This is a genomic window from Adlercreutzia caecimuris B7, from assembly GCF_000403355.2.
GTDB classification, from domain to species: domain Bacteria; phylum Actinomycetota; class Coriobacteriia; order Coriobacteriales; family Eggerthellaceae; genus Adlercreutzia; species Adlercreutzia caecimuris.
In genome coordinates this window covers 2,413,929-2,431,789 of sequence record NZ_KE159646.1, presented here as the reverse complement: position 1 = coordinate 2,431,789, position 17,861 = coordinate 2,413,929, and the positions used below count along the sequence as shown (strand labels likewise).

Genomic DNA, 17,861 nt, shown 5'->3' with positions numbered 1-17,861 from the left:
TCCGTCACGGATATGAGTTTTATGTTCGATAGGTGCCAATCGCTAACGTCCCTCGACCTCGGCTCGTTCGACACCTCGTCCGTCACGGATATGAGGAGTATGTTCTCTAGGTGCTCGCTACTCGAAACTATCTATGCGACAGGCAAGTACACTACCGCACTCGAAGAATCATGCGGCGATAACGCTTTTAGCGGATGTCTGAGCCTGCGAGGAGGCAATGGCACCAAGTACAGCGATTCCCACACAGACGCCTCCTATGCGCGAATCGACGCTCCTGGGCAGCCCGGATACTTCTCGGACAAGGCATCTTCCCCCGCGCCCCAGCCCCCGACCAGCTCGACCAATCCAGGAGGGGGCACAGCGCAGCCGCCGACCGCTCCGAGCAATTCCGGGGGGAGCGCCGCGGCGGCTCCCTCAGCCCCCGCCAAAGCTGCCCCCGTCTCCCTCGCCAAGGCCCAGGTGACCGTCAAATCCAAGGCCTACACGGGCAAGACACTCAAGCCCACCTCGGTCACCGTGAAGGTCGGCGGCAAGAAGCTCGTCTCCGGGCGCGACTACACCGTCAGCTGCAAGGGAGGCAAGGCGGTCGGCTCCTACAAGGTGACGGTCAAGGGCAAGGGCGCCTACACCGGCACGAAGACCGCCGCGTTCAAGATCCTCCCCAAGGCCACCTCGGTCAGCAAGACGAAGGCCGCCAAGCGCGGGTTCACGGTCGCCTGGAAGAAGCCCTCGAAGGCGAACCTGAAGCAGACCACCGGCTACAAGGTGCAGTGGTCCACGGACAAGAAGTTCAAAAAGGCCGTGAAGTCCAAGCTCGTCAAGAAGAACAAGACGACGTCGCTGAAGGTGTCCAAGCTGAAGGGCGGCAAGAAGTACTACGTGCGCGTCTGCGCCTACAAGAAAGTGGGCGGCAAGTACTACTACTCCGCCTGGTCGAAGGCCAAGGCGGTGAAGACCAAGAAGTAGTATGATCGGGCGCGGCACTGGGCTGCGCCCGTTTTAACAAGGCAGGGAGAGGATGATCATGCACGAAATCACCGCTAAGCGCTGGGCGCGCACCGCCCTCATCGCATGGCTAACAGCGACGCTCCTCGCGACGGGGCTTTTGGCCCTATCGCCGAGCAATGCCTACGCAGCCGCCAAAAAGGCTCCGAAGCTAAGCGCTACCAGCAAGACCGTGCTAAAGGGAAAGACTTTCACTCTCAAGGTGAAGAACGCCGGCAAGGCCAAGGTGAAGTGGACCTCCTCGAACAAGAAGGTCGCCACCGTGTCGAAAACCGGCAAGGTGACGGCCAAGAAGGCCGGCAAGGCCACCATCACCGCCAAGGTGGGCAAGAAGAAACTCACCTGCAAGGTGACCGTGAAGGGCCTCACTAAGGCCCAGAAGGCGAAGCGCAGCTTGAACGGGTGGTGGCACACTTGGAGCTCGGGCGGCCACTACATGTACATCAAGGACGGAAAGGCCTACCTCTTCCTCGCCCATTTCGACGACAGCAGCGGCACGTTCGTCGCCAGCACCTCCAACGTGACCAAGGCGAAAATCGCGCTCACCCGCACGAAGACCTCACCGGGCTCGTCCGAAAAGCGCCCAGGCTACCGCGTGCGCGTGGATAAGAGCACGTACTACTATTACGACGACGACCACAGGATTCTGGAGAACCGATATGGCAAAGGCTACCTCGGATACAGCGGAAGCAGCAGTATGGATAAACTCAAGTCGAGCGACGTCCCCGCCAACCTGCGCAAGTACGTGAAATGGCTCTAGAAACGCCTTCAATCACTTTAAGGGCGCTGCGATTGCGGCGCCCTTTCTGTTGCGAGGCGCAAACTGCATCACATCACCCGCGGAACACTCGACCCGAGCAATTACAGCAGTGGCCCCTGAAACAGCTCGTCGTGGGACCCCATGCGGACCAACCGAATAATCGGATTCGTTTTGTGGGGCATATAGAGCACCACTACATCCACGAGACCATCTGCCAGGTGAAAATCCCAATAGGCGTTGTAGTTACCGCCTGGATTATCCAAAATATGGGGACGATACGACGCCGGCACCCGCCCATGCACGATCAGCTCTTCAACCGCCGCCTTGAACTCGGCACGAAGCTGCGGGTGCCGTCGCATTACTCGCTGATAATCTGCCTGAAACGCAGGCTCGACCCGAATCTCGAACATCAGCGATCGCCTTCGAGGAACGCCATCATGTCGTCGGCGCGAACAAACGCGGGGGCGTCGTCAGGAATGAGGCCGAGCGCCTTCGCCTCGGCCTCTACAAGAGCACGGTAGGTTATCTCGTTGGGCACCTCGGCGGGGGCCATTAGGTCGAAGGGGATGCGGCGTTGGTTCACCAGCTGGCGCGTGGCCAGCTGCACGTAGGAATTGAAGCTCAGGCCGATGGAGTCTAAGATGGCCGTCGCCTGGCTCTTCAGATCATCTTCGATACGGATCGTTGTGGACTTCGCAATCGTAGACATGGCTGGCTCCCTCAGAACGCTGGATTATAGTTAAAAGTATAGCAGATCGCATCATTATGATGTCTATTGATTGCATAATGAAATTCTATAGCGCGCAGAACAATAGTTCCCGTTTTTGTCTGACTATTCCGACGATTACTGCAGGTGCTCCACGAAAGCTCTCTGCCTCCCATGAATCTACTCAGCGGCCCCCGTATCGTCGCGGGCGGCGATCTCGGCGGCCTTCTTGGCGAACTCGACGCGCTGCTCGGGGGTCATCATGGCCATCTGGGCCTCCAGCACATCGTGCTTCAGGGCGTCGGCGAAGCTGGCGGCATCTTGCTGGGCGGCGTCGGCGGCCTTTTTGGCAGCGTCGGCGGCCATCTCGGCCTGAGAGCGGCCCCAGGACACGGCGGACTCGGCGTCCTCCTTCGCCAGGGAAGCGGCGGTCTTCGCACGCTCTTCGGCCTGGCTGGCCGCGGCCTTCGCCTGGCGCTGGGCCTCGCTAGCGGCCTCGTGGGCCTGCCGGCCCGCCTGCTGCGCTTTCGCCTGAGCCCGCTTCAGCACCTCGGAGTTGATCTCCTTGCCCTGCTCCACGGTGATCTCGCCCTTGGCGATGAGCTGCTCTACCAGCTCCTGGGTCTTTTCAGCCCCCAGGGCCATGGCGCCCACACCGGCCAGGAACACATCCTTCAGTCCGTCGGCAATCGTTGTCATGATCGGGCCTCCCTTATCTCGGTGGCGGTTTCGCACCTTCCACTATACGATCCTCCGCAGGCCCCGCACCCCAAAGGCCGACAGCGTTACCACCCCGTCAGAAGATGATTGCCTCGGTCATATTCACTGGCCGTTCGCCCCAGCCGCGTCGCGGGCGGCGACACGGGGCCGCAGATGCGCCCAAGAAAGGCGCGGTGCCCCTTGGCCGAGCCGCAGGCAGCGGCGTGCGGCTCTGCGCCGGCAACGGGCCTCGGCCGCCTCGCCGCACCGCAACAGGCGCCCGGCAACCACCTAGCCCACAAACATCTTCATCACCACATACATCACCACGAAGCCTGAAATCGCACTCACCGACAGCTTCAGGCCGTTGGAAAGCGCCGGGTGACGGCGGCTGAACGCCTGCTCGTCAGCCTCTATGTCCTCGCCCTTGGAAAAAGCGACAATCTCCCGGTAGGTCACCAGGTCGTTCTGCTTCTTCATGACCTCTACCTTGTTGATAACGATAAGGCCCATGACCCAGAAGGCCACGAACAGCACGATGCCCAGCACCTCGCCCTCGGTGCAGTTGGCTGCCAGCGACGAGGGGCCCGTCGGCAGCAGGAATCCCACAATCAGGCAGATGAATCCTACGGCCACCAAGCCCCAGGCGGCCAGCGCCCAATTCTGCATCGTCTTCCAGGTTTCCTTGATGGTCTTCTCCATAGTTGCCACGTCTCCTTTCACGAGTTCGTCGATGGACGTCTCGAACAGCTCGCTTAGCAATAGAAGGCTCTGCACATCGGGATAGGTTCGGTCGGTCTCCCAGTTCGATATGGTCTGGCGCGACACGAAAATGCGCTCCGCCAATTCTTCCTGAGACAGACCGAGGCGGGCCCGATGCTCCTTCAACGATTCCTTCAGCTCCACTGTTCCGTCCTTTCGCAATCAGAGTGACATGACGGGTGCCACCCTACCACCAAAACTCTTTGACATGGCCCCTCATCTAATGAAAAACCCCTGCCAAAAGTCTTTGACAGGGGTTCTGAACTGGTGTTTTCCGAACCGACTTATGACTTATAGCGATAGGGTAAGTCGTCACGGAATGCGCCCAAGGAAGTCAGCGAGGATCCGACCGGTGCCTGGAGTTGCCTTGAAGCGCGGCCGAGCAGCCTAAGGGCTGTGAGGGAAAGCGCTGAATGGCAAGGCCAGGTGCCTGTCGGATCCGCAGCATCGGCGTTCCCGTCGTTGCGTGAGCAACGACGGAATATACTAGCCGAAGATAGCGTCGAAGCTGCCGTAGCCGGCGCCGGCGCGCGTGTTGTTGCGCATAGAGCGGCGGGCGAAGCCCATGAGTTCGGCCAACGTATCCAGCGACACGTCCTTCTTCTCGCCGGTGCGGCGCAGCTTCACCTCCACCTTGTTCTCCTTCAGGCCGCGTTTGCCCACGACAATCTGCACGGGCCAGCCGATGAGGTCGGCGTCGTTGAACTTCACACCGGCGCGCTCGTCGCGGTCGTCGACGACCACCTCGAAGCCGATCTCGGCCAAATCTCGCGCGATCTTCTCGGCCATGGGCTGCACCTCGTCGTCACCCACGGTCAGCGGCACCACGCACACCTGGGCCGGAGCCACCGACGGAGGCCACATAATGCCGTGTTCGTCGTTGTGCTGCTCCACGATGGCGGCCAGGGTGCGGGAAATGCCTACGCCGTAGCAGCCCATGAAGAAGGGAACCTCGTTGCCCTCCTCGTCCATGAACGTGGCGCCCATGGCGCGGGAGTACTTGTCGCCCAGCTGGAAGATCTGGGCCACCTCGATGCCGCGGGCCCCATCGAGGGGCAGCCCGCACTCGGGGCAGCCATCACCGGGCTTGACCGCAGACAGGTCGGCCCACTCGTCCACCGAGAAGTCCTGGCCGAGGCGAGCGCCCACATAGTGGAAGCCGTCCTCGTTGGCGCCAACCACCCACTGGGGCACCGCCTGCAGGCTCGCGCACGCGATAACACGCGCGCTCTCGGGCAGCCCCACCGGGCCCATGGAACCCTTGCACAGACCGAAATCCTTCATCTCCTCATCGGTCAGCAGCGCAAATCCGGGCACCACGCCCTCGATCTTCAGCTCGTTCAACTCGTGATCGCCGGGGATGAACAGGCACACGAGATTGCCCTCGGCGTCCTTGCCCGAAAGGGCCTTCACCGTGGAGGACTCGGGGATGTCCAAGAACGCGGCCAGCTCGGCGATGGTGTGCACGCCGGGCGTGGCAATCTTCTCCATGGCATCCACCTCGTACAGCGTGGGGCGGGCCAGGCAGGCACCAGCCTCGGCATCGGCGGCATAGCCGCAGGAGCAGTACACCAGCTCGGCCTCGCCCGATTCCGCCAGGGCCATGAACTCGGCGGTCACGCTGCCGCCGATCTGGCCGCCGTCGGCCTCCACCTCGCGCCACTCCAAACCACAGCGGTCGCAGATCTTCTTGTAGGCCTCGCCCATGGCGTCGTAGGTTTCCTGCACCGATTCCTGAGAGGCGTTGAAGCTGTAGGCGTCCTTCATGATGAACTCGCGGGAGCGCAGAAGGCCGAAGCGGGGGCGAATCTCATCGCGGTACTTCGTCTGGATCTGGTACAGGTTCACCGGCAGCTCCTTGTAGGAGCGCAGCTCGTTGCGCACCAAGTCCACGATGAGCTCCTCATGGGTGGGCCCGAGGCAGAACTCGTTGTCGTGGCGGTCGGTCAGACGCATGAGCTCCGGGCCGTAATCGTCCCAGCGGCCGCTCTCGTGCCACAGCTTCGCCGGTTGCAGGGCCGGCATGAGAATCTCCTGGGCACCGGCGGCGTCCATTTCCTCGCGCACGATATCCTCGATCTTGTGGAGCACGCGCCAGCCCAGCGGCAAGAACGTGTACACGCCCGAGGCGGTCTTGCGCAGCATGCCCGCGCGCAGAAGCAGGCGCGCGCTGGCGATGTCGGCGTCCGACGGATCTTCCTTCAGGGTGGGAGCGTACAGGTTGCTCATGTGCAGAATCTGGTTCATAGGGTCTCCAACTCTTCCATAAGGGCGGTCACGATATCTGACTCGGGAACTTTTCGAACGATTTTACCATGGGAGAAAACCACGCCCGACCCTGCGCCGCAAGCCACCCCAATATCAGCATCGGCGGCCTCGCCGGGGCCGTTCACCACGCACCCCATGACGGCCACCTTCACCGGCTTTTGCACGTTCGCCAAGCGCTCTTCCACCTCGCGCGCCAGGCCGATGAGGTTCACCTGGCAACGGCCGCAGGTAGGGCAGCTGATGAGCTCGGGCGCGCGGCGGCGCAGATCGAGCGAGCCCAGCAGCGTCCAGCAGGCCCGCACCTCCACCACCGGGTCGTCGGTGAGCGAGATGCGCATGGTGTCGCCGATGCCCTCTTCCAGAAGAACCCCCAGGCCGCAGGCGCTTTTGATGATGCCCTGGAAGGCCGTGCCCGCCTCGGTGACGCCGATGTGCAGCGGCACCTGCGGCAACGCAGAGGCCAGCAAGCGGTACGTGTCGATGGTGGTCTGCACGTCGTGGGCCTTGGCCGATACCACGATGTCGCGGAAGTCGCACTCGTCTTCGAAGAAGCGCACGTACTCGACTGCCGAAGCTACCAGCTTCTCGGGCAGCGTGAGGTCGTCGCGAGCCGCGAGCGCATCATCGAGCGATCCGGCGTTCACCCCGATGCGAATGGGGATGCCCGCCGCACGGGCCGCGGCGATCACCTCGCGCGTGGCCTCCAGGCCGCCGATGTTGCCGGGATTGATGCGCAGCTTCGCCGCCCCGCGCCGAGCCGCCTCGATGGCGATGCGCGCGTCGAAGTGGATATCGGCCACCACAGGCAAAGGCGACGCGGCGCACACGGCCTCGAAAGCGTCCAGGCAGTTGCGGCGCGGGATGGCCATGCGCACGATCTCACAGCCGGCTTCTGCCAGCGCCTCTATCTGCGCGAGGTTGGCCGCCACGTCGTCGGCCGGAGCGTTCAGCATGCTCTGCACCGCCACCGGAGCCCCGCCGCCCACGGGCACGTTGCCCACCATCACGCAACGCGTGCGCTCGTGGGGCTTGAGCACGCCGGGGGTGCGGGATGATGCCGACGCATCTGCAGCAGCGTCCGTGCGCTCGCGGGGCTTCAATTCGTTGGTCATAGATGTTCCTTAGAACGAAACGGGTCGTTCCATTATAGAGCAGGGACGACATCGCGATTCTCTACGCAGTGCGTAGAATTTCTCATCGTGGGGGAACGTTCGCGCAAGACGCATGCAGTGGCGCAGGTGCTGAACGCCCCAGCCTCGCCCGTATGCTTCGGCCGGCCTCTTCGAGGGGCTCCTTGCCACCCCCGCACCGTCGGGCCGCCCGCTCGTCCCGCCAGGACGGAGCGCCGCCTACCCCCAGTTGCCGAAGACGAAGCGCTGGATGTCCTGGTTCAGCATGATGACGAAGAACCCGAGGAACAGCGCCATGCCCGCCATGGACATATAGTTCATGGCCTTCTGCGACACCGTCTTGCGGGTGCCCTTCTGGAAGAGCTCCACCACGAAGCGACCGCCGTCGAGCGGCGGGATCGGCAGCAGGTTCATGATGCCGAGCGACACCGAGATCATGGCCATGAACTCGAGCGCCTCGATGAGACCGGCCTGGAAATAGTCCTTCGACATGACGGCGATGCCCACGATGGAGGTGGAATCCGACACCGTCTGGGCCGCCGTGGCCGGGTTGAACAGGCCGATGACCGCCTGCACCACCATGCCGATGTAGGAGAAGCCCGCCTGCAGCGCCTGGAGCACCGAGGCGTGGATGGTCACGATCTCGCCGGTGTCGGGGTGGGCCACCTGAAAGCCGATGACCGAGAACACCAGTACGAACACGAGCATGGCGAACAGCAGGTTCACGGCGATGCCCGCCAAAAGGATGACCGAGCGCTTCCAGAAAGGCAGCGAGCGGTACTGCTGGCGGTACTCGCTCTCGTACAGGGCACGCGGGTCGTCCACCGGCCGCGCCTCGCCCAGCTCGTAGGAGGGAAGCTCGCCCTTGCCCGCCTTCGCGGCCCGCTTCATCTGGCGCTTGGTGGGGGCCACGCGCGGGGCGCGGTAGGTGTTGAACTGGTCGGACTTCTGCGGCGCGATGACGCTGCCCCATTCCACGAGTTCCTCGAGGGCCTCGTAGGTCGCATCAGTGGAGATGCCGCAGTCGCGGGCCACGTCCTCCATGTTCGCCGTGCCGCGGCGGTACAGCGATGCGAGCACCTCCTGAAGATGGGGCTGCAAGGGGCCGGCCTCCATGCCGCACACCTTCGCGTAGCCGCCGAGCGGCACCGCCGTCACGCCGAAGCGGGTCTCGCCGCGGGTGAAGCCCACCGAGGGGCCGGGCAGGCCGAGCATGAACTCGGTCACGCGCACCCCGAAGGCGCGAGCGGCGAGAAAATGGCCGCCCTCGTGGATGAACACGAGCAGGCCGATGGTAATGACGCCGCAGACGAGCATGATGAGAATATCCACTGCGTTTGCTCCTTTTGCTTTGCTTCAGGTAAGAGAAGGCCGCCGTACACGGGGCCGTTTCGTTCGTCGCCCATTATAGAGAGGAAGCCCCAAGGGGAATCTTCCGCAGTCGCGCGCTCGCGAAATAACTACAAGGTCACAACCGCCTCTTCACAGGCTCGGATATTTTAGCTGAGACAAAATCGTCCCATCTACTTCCTCGGCGCTCGGAGGCGGGGCGCTGTTGCGGTTCGGGGGCGGTCGCGTGGCGGGCCTCAGACGGTTCGGGGACGGTTTCTCGACGGTTCTCAGGCGGTTCTCAGACGGCGGAAAACGGGAAGGTCTCGATATCGTTTCACGGTTCTGCGGCTCTACGGTACCAAGCGTCAGGTGCTTTGGCTGCCATACGCCAACCCTTTTGATAGCGAAAAGCCCTGCGAGATTTGGACGTCACTGCCTGCAGCCAAAGACCTGACCCCTTGCACCCGTTCCGCGCGGCTTGTTGGCCCGCGCAGAGAGGAGATTCTCGTGGATGACCACCGTCCAGCCCCCGCGCGGCCAGCAGCCGGCCGCCACCTCCTGAGCATGATTATCGCGTTTTTGCTCACTTTCGGGCTTCTGCCCCTTACCATGCAGCCGACGCCGGCGGTCGCAGCGCCGGCCACAAGCGGCACGGTTGCGGTCACGCTCCATTTCAAGGACGCAGCCTATGAGACCATCGACTTCGCCACCTACCAAGCCGGCTATGTCGAGCGGGGCGATGCCCTCTACGTGAAGGTCAACACCGACCCCGACCAGCTTTCCTTCGACGAATGCCTGTCGTTTGCCGTCTACGAGCATTACGCCACGTTCGGCAACAAGCAGCGAGACATCACCGAGGAATGCTCCTATGATGCCGCCACGGGCATCGTCACCGTGCCGGCCGGCTATCAGGAGAACCTCGATACCCTCGGCATCGTCTTCGAGCTCTCCCCTGTACATCCCGCCTATGAGCACTACGTGACCGCCGACCTCGACACAAGCGACCTGACCGTCGACTTCCACGGTGCGGATATCACCTTCCGCTCCGATGTGGAAGACGTGGTGAGCGAAGCTGCCCGTAGCGGCAACGGCCCCCTGAAGGCCCTCCGCGCAGCAGTGTTCCCCGGGGAGTCGGATAAGCGCTACCAGCTCAACGAGTACACCCGTCTCGAGAACTTCGACGTCGACCAGCGCAACAAGCAGCATGCCTATGGCTTTCCCAGCGATATGCTGGGCTCCTACGGCTTTGGCGCGTTCTTCGGCACCCATCAGGACTACAAGAACGGCACCTCCACGGGTACCGAGTGGAAGGACAGCGTGCTGAAGACCTCGCACAGCTCCTACGACGCCGATGTGGAGGCATTCTTCGCCGAGACTTTGGCCGCACGGCTCGGCGATGAGACCGACTTCGCCATCTCGCGTAGCGGGGACACCTACCGCGATCGCTACCTCACCCGCGGGGGCACCTACCAGGATCCCGGCTACGGCCCGGGGGAGGCTCCGACAAACAAGGCGCTGGCCCATGCCACCTGCGGCTCAGCCGGCGTCACCAACGGCAGCGGCCCCCTTATGGCAAACCACAGCGGTGACAACTACATTGTGTACAAGGGCACCTACCGCGGTTCTCAGTCGAAGTACGAGGGCTGGTGCAAGTTCTACTACAAATTCGATGCCAAGTCCGCCACCACCGGCCAGACCTTTCAGGACGTCGTGGGATACCTGCTCGTGGCACCCCCCGACACCGGCGCCGCCCAGCTGACCAAGGAATCGACCAACCCGACCCTGACCGCGGGCAACGATCGCTACTCGTTCAAAAACGCCGTCTTCGCGGCTTTCGCCAAGAAAAGCGAGGCCCAGGCGGCGCTCACCCAGGCTCAGGAAGGCGCATGGGAAACCTGGCGCGACGCCCGCAACTGGGCCCGCGAGAACGCGAGCTTCGTCTTCACGACGAAGGAGGATGGCTCGAGCGCCGTGGTCGAGGGCATCGACGCCGGCAACTACCACGTCGTCGAGCTGTTCGCACCGAAGGGCTATCACCTGAGCAACGCCATCGAGCCGGTATCCATCGATCCGTCCTCCGACAAGGAGAAGCCCCACATGATCACCTTCGCCGATGAGCCGCAGACCGGCTCCATTGACTTGCTCAAGCTATCCAACAACCCCGCGCTTACCGCGAACAACCCGTGCTATCGCCTGGAAGGCGCCACCTATGGCGTCTACACGGACGCTGGCTGCACCGCGCTCTACGACACCCTAACCACGGCACTTGACGAGAACGGCGACGGCTACGGACGCCTCGATCAGATGCCGCTCGGCTCCTACTGGGTGAAGGAGACGAAGCGCCCCCTCAAGGGCTACGGCACCGACCCGACCATTTACCCGGTTACCGTCGCGGCGGGCAAGGTGACGCGCGTGGGCGGCAATGCCGTCTTCGATCCGGCCAGGCTGAACCCCATCGACATCCTCCTCCAAAAGAAGGACGCCCAGTCCGGCGATGCAGCGGCCCAGGGCGGCGCCACCTTGGGCGATGCCCACTATCGCATCAACTACTACGATGTAGAGGGCGCCTCCGCCGATGCCGTAGCCCAGCGCACGCCTCGAGCCAGCTGGGTGGTACGCACCGATGATACGGGCGCCTTCTCGCTCGCAAACGCCGAGGGGAGCTTCGTGCATGTCGACGCATCCGGCAAGCAGACGGAGCTGCCCTACAAGGTCAGTGGCCCCGATTTCTACAAGCTGAGCGACGGACGTCTCTCGATGCCGCTGGGCACCTACACCATCCAGGAGGTCAAGGCCCCCGAAGGCTACCGTCTAGACGAGACGCTGCACGTGCGTCACATCAGCGACGACGGAGGCACGAGCGAGACCGTGAGCTCCTTTAACGCCGAAGAAGGCGGCGACCGCATCACCGACCAGGTCATGCGGTCGGACATGAAGTTCCTCAAGCGCGTCGACGGCGGCTCCAAGCTGGCGGGCATCCCCTTCAAGCTCACTTCCAAGACCACCGGCGAGTGGCACGTCATCGTCACCGACAAGAACGGTCTCGCCTCGACGGAGTCGACGGTCGCACGCCCCCATTCGGCAAACACCAACGGCAACGATGCTCAGTTCCGCGCCGAGGACGGCAGCTTCCGCATGCCGCTTACCCTCGACACCGATGCGCTCGATGCAAGCGCCGGCGTCTGGTTCGGTCTGCATGCCGACGGAACGCCCGTGGCGGTAAACGACGGCATGGGAGCGCTGCCCTTCGACACCTACGAGCTGGAAGAGCTGCGCTGCCCCGCCAACGCCATCTTCCAGATGATCCGCGACGAGATCGTCGTTGGCGATACCGATGACAAGATCACCATCGACCTGGGTACGTTGAACAACTCCATTGTCGGCAAGCCCGTCATCGCCACCGATGCCTACGACGGCGTCTCGGGCAACCGGTACGATGCCGACATCAACGCCGACAGTGAGACGGCCATCATCGACCGCGTCACCTACTCGGGCCTGGAGCCGGGTGCGACCTATCGGCTCGACGCCGTGCTCATGGACAAGGCCACCGGCGAGCCGTTCCTCTCCCGGGGCGAACCAGTCGCCAACACGGTGGAGTTCAGCCCCGAAGACGACCACGGCTACGTAAACGTACCGCTTGCCTTCGACGCTTCGGAGGTTGCCGAAGCCACCGAGCTGGTTGTCTTCGAGACCCTCTGGCGCGGGGATGTGGAGGAAGCCGCGCATCGCGACATCAACGATCTGCGACAGACGGTCACCGTCAACCCCATCGCCATCGAAACGCTTGCCAAGGACAGCGTGAGCGGCACCCACGAGGGTGTGCCGGCGGAAGAGGTAACCATCATCGACACCGTCACCTACCAGGGACTGACCCCCGGCTTCGAGTACCGTATGGTCGCTGTGCTCATGGACAAGACTACCGGCGAGCCGTTCGCTGTCGAAGGGCAACCCGTCTCGGTCGAGCACGTCTTCACGCCCGAAGAGCCAAGCGGCTCCGTAGATATGGAGATCACGATCCCCGGCCTGAATCTAGAGGGCGCAAGCCTCGTCGTCTTCGAAACGCTGTACCACAACGAGGTGGAAGTAGCCGCCCATGCCGATATCGAAGACGAGGGGCAGACGGTCACCTACGGACACCCCGACTTCCCACTGCCGCCGACCGGCAGCTACGAGGAGCCCGAGACGCCTGAGGCACCCGAGCCCGACGACGAACCGGCCGAGGAGGAGGACGTCGAACCGAGCGTCCCCGCCGAGCGCGAGCGTACCACCTCGCTCGTGCGCCCGCTCGCCCAAACCGGTGACGTGCTGGGCATCCTGCTCCTCGGCCTAGGCGGGGCGGCTGCGGCGAGCCTCGCCGCTATGCTCGGCCTACGCGCCCTGCGCACCAAGCGCGAGCAGTCTGGCGGGCCCACGCGTCGATAGCCTCGAGCTGCTCGAGCGACTCCACCACCTGGACGCCCGCGCGTTCGTGGGCGTCCATGGCAGCCTCGACGCAGGCCGCAATGTCCAAGTATCCGATCCGCTCCGCGAGAAAGGAGGCCACGGCAATTTCATTGGCGGCGTTCATCACTGCGGGCAAGGTGCCCCCCACCTCGCCCGCATGGCGGGCGAGCGCCAGGCAATGGAAGGTATCGGTGTCGGGCGCCGCGAACTCCAAGGTGCCCAGCGTGCGGAAATCGAGCGGGGGCACCGGAGCCTCCCACCGATCGGGATAGGAGAGGGCGAATTGAATGGGGATGCGCATATCGGTTGTGCCCAAGTGGGCCTTCACCGAGCCATCGGCGAACTCCACCATGGAATGGATGGCGCTTTGGGGCTGCACCACCACCTCGATCTTGTCGTAGGGCATGGCGAACAGGTGGTGCGCCTCGATCACCTCCAGGCCCTTGTTCATGAGCGTGGAGGAGTCGATGGAGATCTTCGCCCCCATGTTCCAGGTGGGATGGGCCAAAGCCTGAGCCGGCGTGATGGCCGTCAACTCGTCGCAGGTCTTCCCTCGGAAGGGGCCGCCCGAGGCAGTCACCCACAGCTTCGCCACTTCGTGGGGATTCTCCCCCAGCAGGCACTGGTAGATGGCCCCATGCTCCGAATCGATGGGCATGAGCGCACCTGCCGGCCCCGTGGCCGGAGCCATGCCCGCAGCCCGACGTTGCGCATCGACCTCAGCCGCCAGCGGCATGATGAGATCGCCGCCCACCACGAGCGACTCCTTATTGGCAAGCGCCAGCACCTTGCCGGCAGCCAGCGCATCGTAGCTCGCCCGCAAGCCAGCCGCGCCCACCAGCGCATTCACCACCACGTCGGCCTCGGGCAGCTGGGCCAAGGCAGCCACGGCCTCGGGCCCCACGCCAAAGGTCGGCTCGCTCGCCTCCCCGTTCCCGAACGCAGCCGCGTCTTCAGGCGCCTGCAGCAGGTGGCATACAAGCGAGCGGGCCTCATCGCAACGGGGATCGTCGGCAAGGGCGGCATCGCCCACGGCCAAGTGGCGCACGCCGAACTCCCGGGCCTGGGCCAGCAGCGCATCCACGCTTCCGTTCACGGCCAGGCCCACGATCTCCAGCTGGTCGCCATGCCGGCGCACCACATCCAAGGTCTGGGTGCCGATAGATCCCGTCGATCCCAAGACGACAATGCGACGCTTAGCCATGAGAATGCCTTTCCGCTCGGTGGAAGCGGGCTGCGCCCGCTCGCCCTAGAAGAGGGTGTAGGGAATGCAGCCGCCAGCCACCATGAGGATGGCGGCGGTAATGGAGGTGAGGAACAGCGAGTCGCTCCGATCGAGCAGACCGCCGTGGCCGGGCATGATGGTGCCCGAGTCCTTGAATCCGGAGTTGCGCTTGATGCGGCTCTCGGCCAGATCGCCCAAAACGCCCATGCAGCCGGCGACCACGCCGAAGGCGATCGCCTGCACAAGCGTCATGGTCACCCCCGGCACAAAGGAAATGGCACACCAGAACAGCACCGAGCCCACCAACCCGGCGAAGAAGCCCTCCCAGCTCTTCTTGGGGCTCGTGCGCGGCGCCAGCTTATGGCGACCGATTTTGCTGCCCACCAGGTAGGCGAACGCGTCGTTGGCCCACACGCTGAGGAACAGCAGCAGCACCACGACACCGCCCCACGGCGCGGGCAGCGACGCGCGGATAACGATGAGACCGCACAGCAGAAGCCCCGTATACGCAGCCCCGAAGAAGCTCACGCCCACATCGGGGATACGGGCCTTCAGCCAGAACACGTACCACACGAGCAACGCCAGCAAGAGAGCCAGGCTCACGAGCATGGCGCCGATGAGGCCGCCGAGGTACACGCTCGGCGGATACAGCACCGCCGCGATGATGCCGAGCATCTCGTTGGGCAGCTTCGCGTCGGAGCGCAGCATGTAGAAGAACTCCCCCGCACAGATGCCGGCCACGGCCATGATCATGAGCAGCATAGGTACGTTGCCCGCCAGCACACACACGATGGTCACCGCCGTGTACACCGCGCCGGTGCGAAAGCGCACCTGCAGGTCGGAGGGGTTGCGCAGCTTCTCGGGCGTCTTGTCGAGCGCCCTCTGCTTCAGCTGATCGCGCTTCTCCTGGCGCTCCTCGCGCTTCTCCTGGCGCGCCTGGGCCTCCTCGTCGGTCAAATCGTAGTGCCAGGGCGGTCCGGGGGGCGCTGTATCGGGGTCGCACACCAAAGGCGGCAGCTCGCGCTCCTCGTCCTCCTCGGATAGAAGGCCGAAGCCGATGCGCTCGCCTGTCTCATTGCTCTCGCAGCCTTCCGAGCGCTTGCGGCGCGGCGCGCTCTGGCGCAGACGCTCGCGAGCCGCCCGGGCGCGGCTCTTCTTCTCGTCTTCCGAGATGCCACCGCGCATTTAGGCCACCCCGCCAAACCGGCGATTGCGCCCCTGGTACTCCAGCAGGCAGCGCAGAAACTCGTAGCGATCGAAATCGGGCCACAGCGTATCGGTTACCACAAACTCGCTATAGGCGATCTGCCACAGCAGGAAATTCGACACGCGCATCTCGCCCGAGGTGCGAATAACCAGATCGGGATCGGGCATACCGCAAGTGTACAGCCCGCGCTCGAACATCTCCTCGGTAGGCTCCAGCACCTCGCCGGTCTCCTCGGCCATAAGCGCCGCCTCGCGCATGCAGGCGGCCGTGGCCCGCAAGATCTCCTGGCGACCGCCGTAGTTCACGGCCACCACCAGGGTCATTCCCTCGTTGTCGCGGGTCTTCTCCCATGCGGCGTCGAAGGCCTCGCGCGTCTCTGCGGGCAACGGCGACAGGTCGCCGATGGTGCGCACGCGCACACCCTCGGCATGGAGCCCGTCCACCTCGGCCAGCATGGTCTTGGCGAACAGATCCATGAGCCCCACGACCTCGTCTTCGGGCCGCTTCCAGTTCTCGGTGGAGAAGGAGTAGATGGTCAAGTACCGCACACCCAGATCGGATGCGCAGCGAATGGTCTCGCGCACTGCCTCGATGCCGGCCTTGTGGCCGCGCAGGCGATTGAGCGCGCGCTTCTTCGCCCAGCGACCGTTGCCGTCCATGATGACGGCCACCGACTCGGGCACCCGCGTGCGATCGAGCGCGGCGGGGTCGAGCCCCGCCGGCGGATCCGGGAATATGTAATCCAAACTTTTAACCATATCATTTCTCGCAGGTTCGCCCAAGGAGGCCAGCGGAGGTTGCGACAGGTGCCTGGAATTGCGCTGAAGGGCGGCTGAGCGGCCTTCGTGCCGCGAAGGCACGCCCTGAAGCGCAAGGCCGGGTGCCTGTCGGAACCGCAGCGTCGGCGTTCCCGTCGTTGCGTTAGCAACGGCGGAACCAATTAGATCTCCATGACCTCGGCTTCCTTCTTCTTCAGCACCTCGTCGATCTCGGCGACGAACTTGTCGGTCATCTTCTGAACCTCGGCCTCAGCGCGCTTGGACTCGTCCTCGGGAAGATTGTCGTTCTTCACGGCCTTCTCCACAGCGGAGTTCGCATCGCGGCGAGCGTTGCGCACGGCCACGCGGGCCTCCTCGGCGAACGTCTTGCACTGCTTCACCAAATCGCGGCGGCGCTCCTCGGTCAGGCTCGGGAACGGCAGGCGGATGACGTTGCCGTCGTTGTTCGGCGTCACGCCCAGATCGCTCTCCAGGATAGCCTGCTCGATAGCACGCAGCACGCCCTTATCCCAGGGCTCGATAACCAGCAGATGCGCCTCGGGGGTCTTCACACCGGCCATCTGGTTCACCGGGGTGGGCACGCCGTAGTAGTCCACCTTGATGCGGTCGAGCACCATGGCGTTGGCGCGGCCGGTGCGCACGCCGGCGAAGTTGTCCTTCAAGGCCGCCACGGCCTTCTCCATGCGCTCCTCGGCGCCCATGAGAATCTCATCAATATCTGCCATTGGGGTTTCCTCCCTCTTTAGGAACAGAGCCCGCGGGCTCTCGGATACAAGCAACAAGCCGGCCCGACGCCGGCGCCCGCACATGCTACTCGACGACCGTGCCCACCGGCTCACCCTGAAGGGCTGCCTTGATGTTGCCGGGCTTAGTCAGGTCGAACACGATCATGGGCACGTCGTTGTCCATGCACAGCGACGTGGCCGTGGCATCCATTACGTTCAGGCCGCGGCTGAGCACGTCCATGTAGCTGATGCGGTCGAAACGATGCGCGTCGGGGTGCGTCTTCGGATCGGCGTCGTACACGCCGTCCACCTTGGTGGCCTTCATAACGCAGTCCACGTCCAACTCGCAAGCACGCAGGGCGGCCGTGGTGTCGGTGGTGAAGTAGGGGTTACCCGTGCCGGCAGCCAGAATGACCACGCGGCCCTTCTCCAGGTGGCGCACGGCGCGGCGGCGGATGTAGGGCTCGGACACTTCCTGCATGTTGATGGCGCTCTGCACGCGGGAGAAAATGCCGTGGCGCTCGAAGGCATCCTGCAGGGCGAGCGCGTTCATCACCGTGGCCAGCATGCCGATGTAGTCGGCCTGAGCACGGTCCATGCCCTCGGCCGAGCCGGCCAAGCCGCGGAAAATGTTGCCGCCGCCGATAACCACCGCCAGCTGCACGCCGTCATGCACGATCTCGGCAATCTCCTCAGCCAGGTCATCGACGACCTTCGGGTCGATTCCGTAACCGAGATCGCCAGCCAGCGCCTCGCCGGACAACTTCAGCAGAACGCGATCGTACTTGTATTCGTTCGCCATCGAGCCAATCCCTTCGTC

At 63.8% G+C, this 17,861-nt stretch carries 15 protein-coding genes and 1 pseudogene; 4 read left to right on the top strand and 12 right to left on the bottom strand.

The features are described from left to right. Positions 1-12: 12 nt before the first annotated feature. The 3 genes and pseudogenes from C811_RS17305 to C811_RS16025 form a co-directional block, all read left to right on the top strand. Positions 13-111: pseudogene (locus C811_RS17305) on the top strand (BspA family leucine-rich repeat surface protein); the annotation flags it as partial. A 348-nt stretch (positions 112-459) separates the two neighbouring features. Continuing rightward, complete coding sequence (locus C811_RS17125) at positions 460-966, top strand: fibronectin type III domain-containing protein (protein WP_022926654.1); 507 nt, start codon at positions 460-462, stop codon at positions 964-966. Between the two features lie 58 nt (positions 967-1,024). Further along, positions 1,025-1,765: an Ig-like domain-containing protein gene (locus tag C811_RS16025; RefSeq protein ID WP_016310292.1), complete on the top strand. Its 741-nt coding sequence runs from the start codon at positions 1,025-1,027 to the stop codon at positions 1,763-1,765. 101 nt (positions 1,766-1,866) lie between these two features. Here C811_RS16025 and C811_RS13790 read toward each other — a convergent pair whose 3' ends face one another. The 7 genes from C811_RS13790 to C811_RS13765 all read right to left on the bottom strand — a co-directional run bounded on the left by C811_RS13790 (position 1,867) and on the right by C811_RS13765 (position 8,662). Beyond that, a complete protein-coding gene (locus C811_RS13790) occupies positions 1,867-2,175 on the bottom strand; it encodes a type II toxin-antitoxin system RelE/ParE family toxin (protein ID WP_016310291.1) in 309 nt (102 codons plus the stop codon). After that, positions 2,175-2,474, bottom strand: a complete 300-nt coding sequence (locus tag C811_RS13785; protein ID WP_016310290.1) for a type II toxin-antitoxin system RelB/DinJ family antitoxin — start codon at positions 2,472-2,474, stop codon at positions 2,175-2,177. The genes C811_RS13790 and C811_RS13785 overlap by 1 nt, the downstream gene beginning before the upstream one ends. 177 nt (positions 2,475-2,651) lie before the next feature. Then, positions 2,652-3,170, bottom strand: a complete 519-nt coding sequence (locus C811_RS16020; RefSeq protein ID WP_016310289.1) for a hypothetical protein — start codon at positions 3,168-3,170, stop codon at positions 2,652-2,654. 291 nt (positions 3,171-3,461) lie between these two features. Next, the gene (locus C811_RS13780; protein WP_016310288.1) at positions 3,462-4,076 is read right to left on the bottom strand and encodes a helix-turn-helix transcriptional regulator; all 615 of its coding nucleotides are present in this window, start codon (positions 4,074-4,076) and stop codon (positions 3,462-3,464) included. Between the two features lie 342 nt (positions 4,077-4,418). Further along, positions 4,419-6,179, bottom strand: a complete 1,761-nt coding sequence (locus tag C811_RS13775; RefSeq protein ID WP_016310287.1) for a proline--tRNA ligase — start codon at positions 6,177-6,179, stop codon at positions 4,419-4,421. Then, positions 6,176-7,312 (bottom strand): flavodoxin-dependent (E)-4-hydroxy-3-methylbut-2-enyl-diphosphate synthase, encoded by a 1,137-nt coding sequence (gene ispG / locus C811_RS13770; RefSeq protein WP_016310286.1) that lies wholly within the window; start codon positions 7,310-7,312, stop codon positions 6,176-6,178. Before ispG ends, C811_RS13775 begins: the two co-directional genes overlap by 4 nt. Positions 7,313-7,549: 237 nt before the next feature. After that, positions 7,550-8,662, bottom strand: a complete 1,113-nt coding sequence (locus tag C811_RS13765; RefSeq protein ID WP_016310285.1) for a site-2 protease family protein — start codon at positions 8,660-8,662, stop codon at positions 7,550-7,552. 507 nt (positions 8,663-9,169) lie between these two features. Here C811_RS13765 and C811_RS16015 point away from each other — a divergent pair. Next, positions 9,170-13,084, top strand: coding sequence for a VaFE repeat-containing surface-anchored protein (locus C811_RS16015; protein WP_016310284.1), 3,915 nt, complete (start codon positions 9,170-9,172; stop codon positions 13,082-13,084). Here the strand turns inward: C811_RS16015 and dxr are convergent. From dxr to pyrH, 5 genes are all read right to left on the bottom strand, one after another. Continuing rightward, a complete protein-coding gene (gene dxr, locus C811_RS13755; RefSeq protein WP_016310283.1) occupies positions 13,020-14,309 on the bottom strand; it encodes a 1-deoxy-D-xylulose-5-phosphate reductoisomerase in 1,290 nt (429 codons plus the stop codon). The genes C811_RS16015 and dxr overlap by 65 nt on opposite strands. Positions 14,310-14,354: 45 nt before the next feature. Then, the gene (locus C811_RS0104050; protein ID WP_016310282.1) at positions 14,355-15,515 is read right to left on the bottom strand and encodes a phosphatidate cytidylyltransferase; all 1,161 of its coding nucleotides are present in this window, start codon (positions 15,513-15,515) and stop codon (positions 14,355-14,357) included. Beyond that, entirely contained in the window at positions 15,516-16,295 is a 780-nt protein-coding gene (locus C811_RS13750; protein ID WP_016310281.1) for an undecaprenyl pyrophosphate synthase, read from the bottom strand. A 182-nt stretch (positions 16,296-16,477) separates the two neighbouring features. Continuing rightward, on the bottom strand, positions 16,478-17,041 hold the full coding sequence (frr, locus tag C811_RS13745) for a ribosome recycling factor (RefSeq protein ID WP_016310280.1): 564 nt from the start codon (positions 17,039-17,041) through the stop codon (positions 16,478-16,480). 85 nt (positions 17,042-17,126) lie between these two features. Further along, positions 17,127-17,843 carry a UMP kinase gene (gene pyrH, locus C811_RS13740; protein WP_016310279.1) on the bottom strand — a complete coding sequence of 239 codons (717 nt, stop codon included), beginning with the start codon at positions 17,841-17,843 and terminating at the stop codon, positions 17,127-17,129. Positions 17,844-17,861 lie beyond the last annotated feature (18 nt).

What these genes read in the sequence shown, in the direction of transcription:
- C811_RS16025 (WP_016310292.1), top strand. Translation starts at nt 1,025, where the DNA reads ATGCACGAAATCACCGCTAAGCGCTGGGCGCGCACCGCCCTCATCGCA.
- C811_RS13790 (WP_016310291.1), bottom strand. Translation starts at nt 2,175, where the DNA reads ATGTTCGAGATTCGGGTCGAGCCTGCGTTTCAGGCAGATTATCAGCGA.
- C811_RS13785 (WP_016310290.1), bottom strand. Translation starts at nt 2,474, where the DNA reads ATGTCTACGATTGCGAAGTCCACAACGATCCGTATCGAAGATGATCTG.
- C811_RS16020 (WP_016310289.1), bottom strand. Translation starts at nt 3,170, where the DNA reads ATGACAACGATTGCCGACGGACTGAAGGATGTGTTCCTGGCCGGTGTG.
- C811_RS13775 (WP_016310287.1), bottom strand. Translation starts at nt 6,179, where the DNA reads ATGAACCAGATTCTGCACATGAGCAACCTGTACGCTCCCACCCTGAAG.
- ispG (WP_016310286.1), bottom strand. Translation starts at nt 7,312, where the DNA reads ATGACCAACGAATTGAAGCCCCGCGAGCGCACGGACGCTGCTGCAGAT.
- dxr (WP_016310283.1), bottom strand. Translation starts at nt 14,309, where the DNA reads ATGGCTAAGCGTCGCATTGTCGTCTTGGGATCGACGGGATCTATCGGC.
- C811_RS0104050 (WP_016310282.1), bottom strand. Translation starts at nt 15,515, where the DNA reads ATGCGCGGTGGCATCTCGGAAGACGAGAAGAAGAGCCGCGCCCGGGCG.
- C811_RS13750 (WP_016310281.1), bottom strand. Translation starts at nt 16,295, where the DNA reads ATGGTTAAAAGTTTGGATTACATATTCCCGGATCCGCCGGCGGGGCTC.
- frr (WP_016310280.1), bottom strand. Translation starts at nt 17,041, where the DNA reads ATGGCAGATATTGATGAGATTCTCATGGGCGCCGAGGAGCGCATGGAG.
- pyrH (WP_016310279.1), bottom strand. Translation starts at nt 17,843, where the DNA reads ATGGCGAACGAATACAAGTACGATCGCGTTCTGCTGAAGTTGTCCGGC.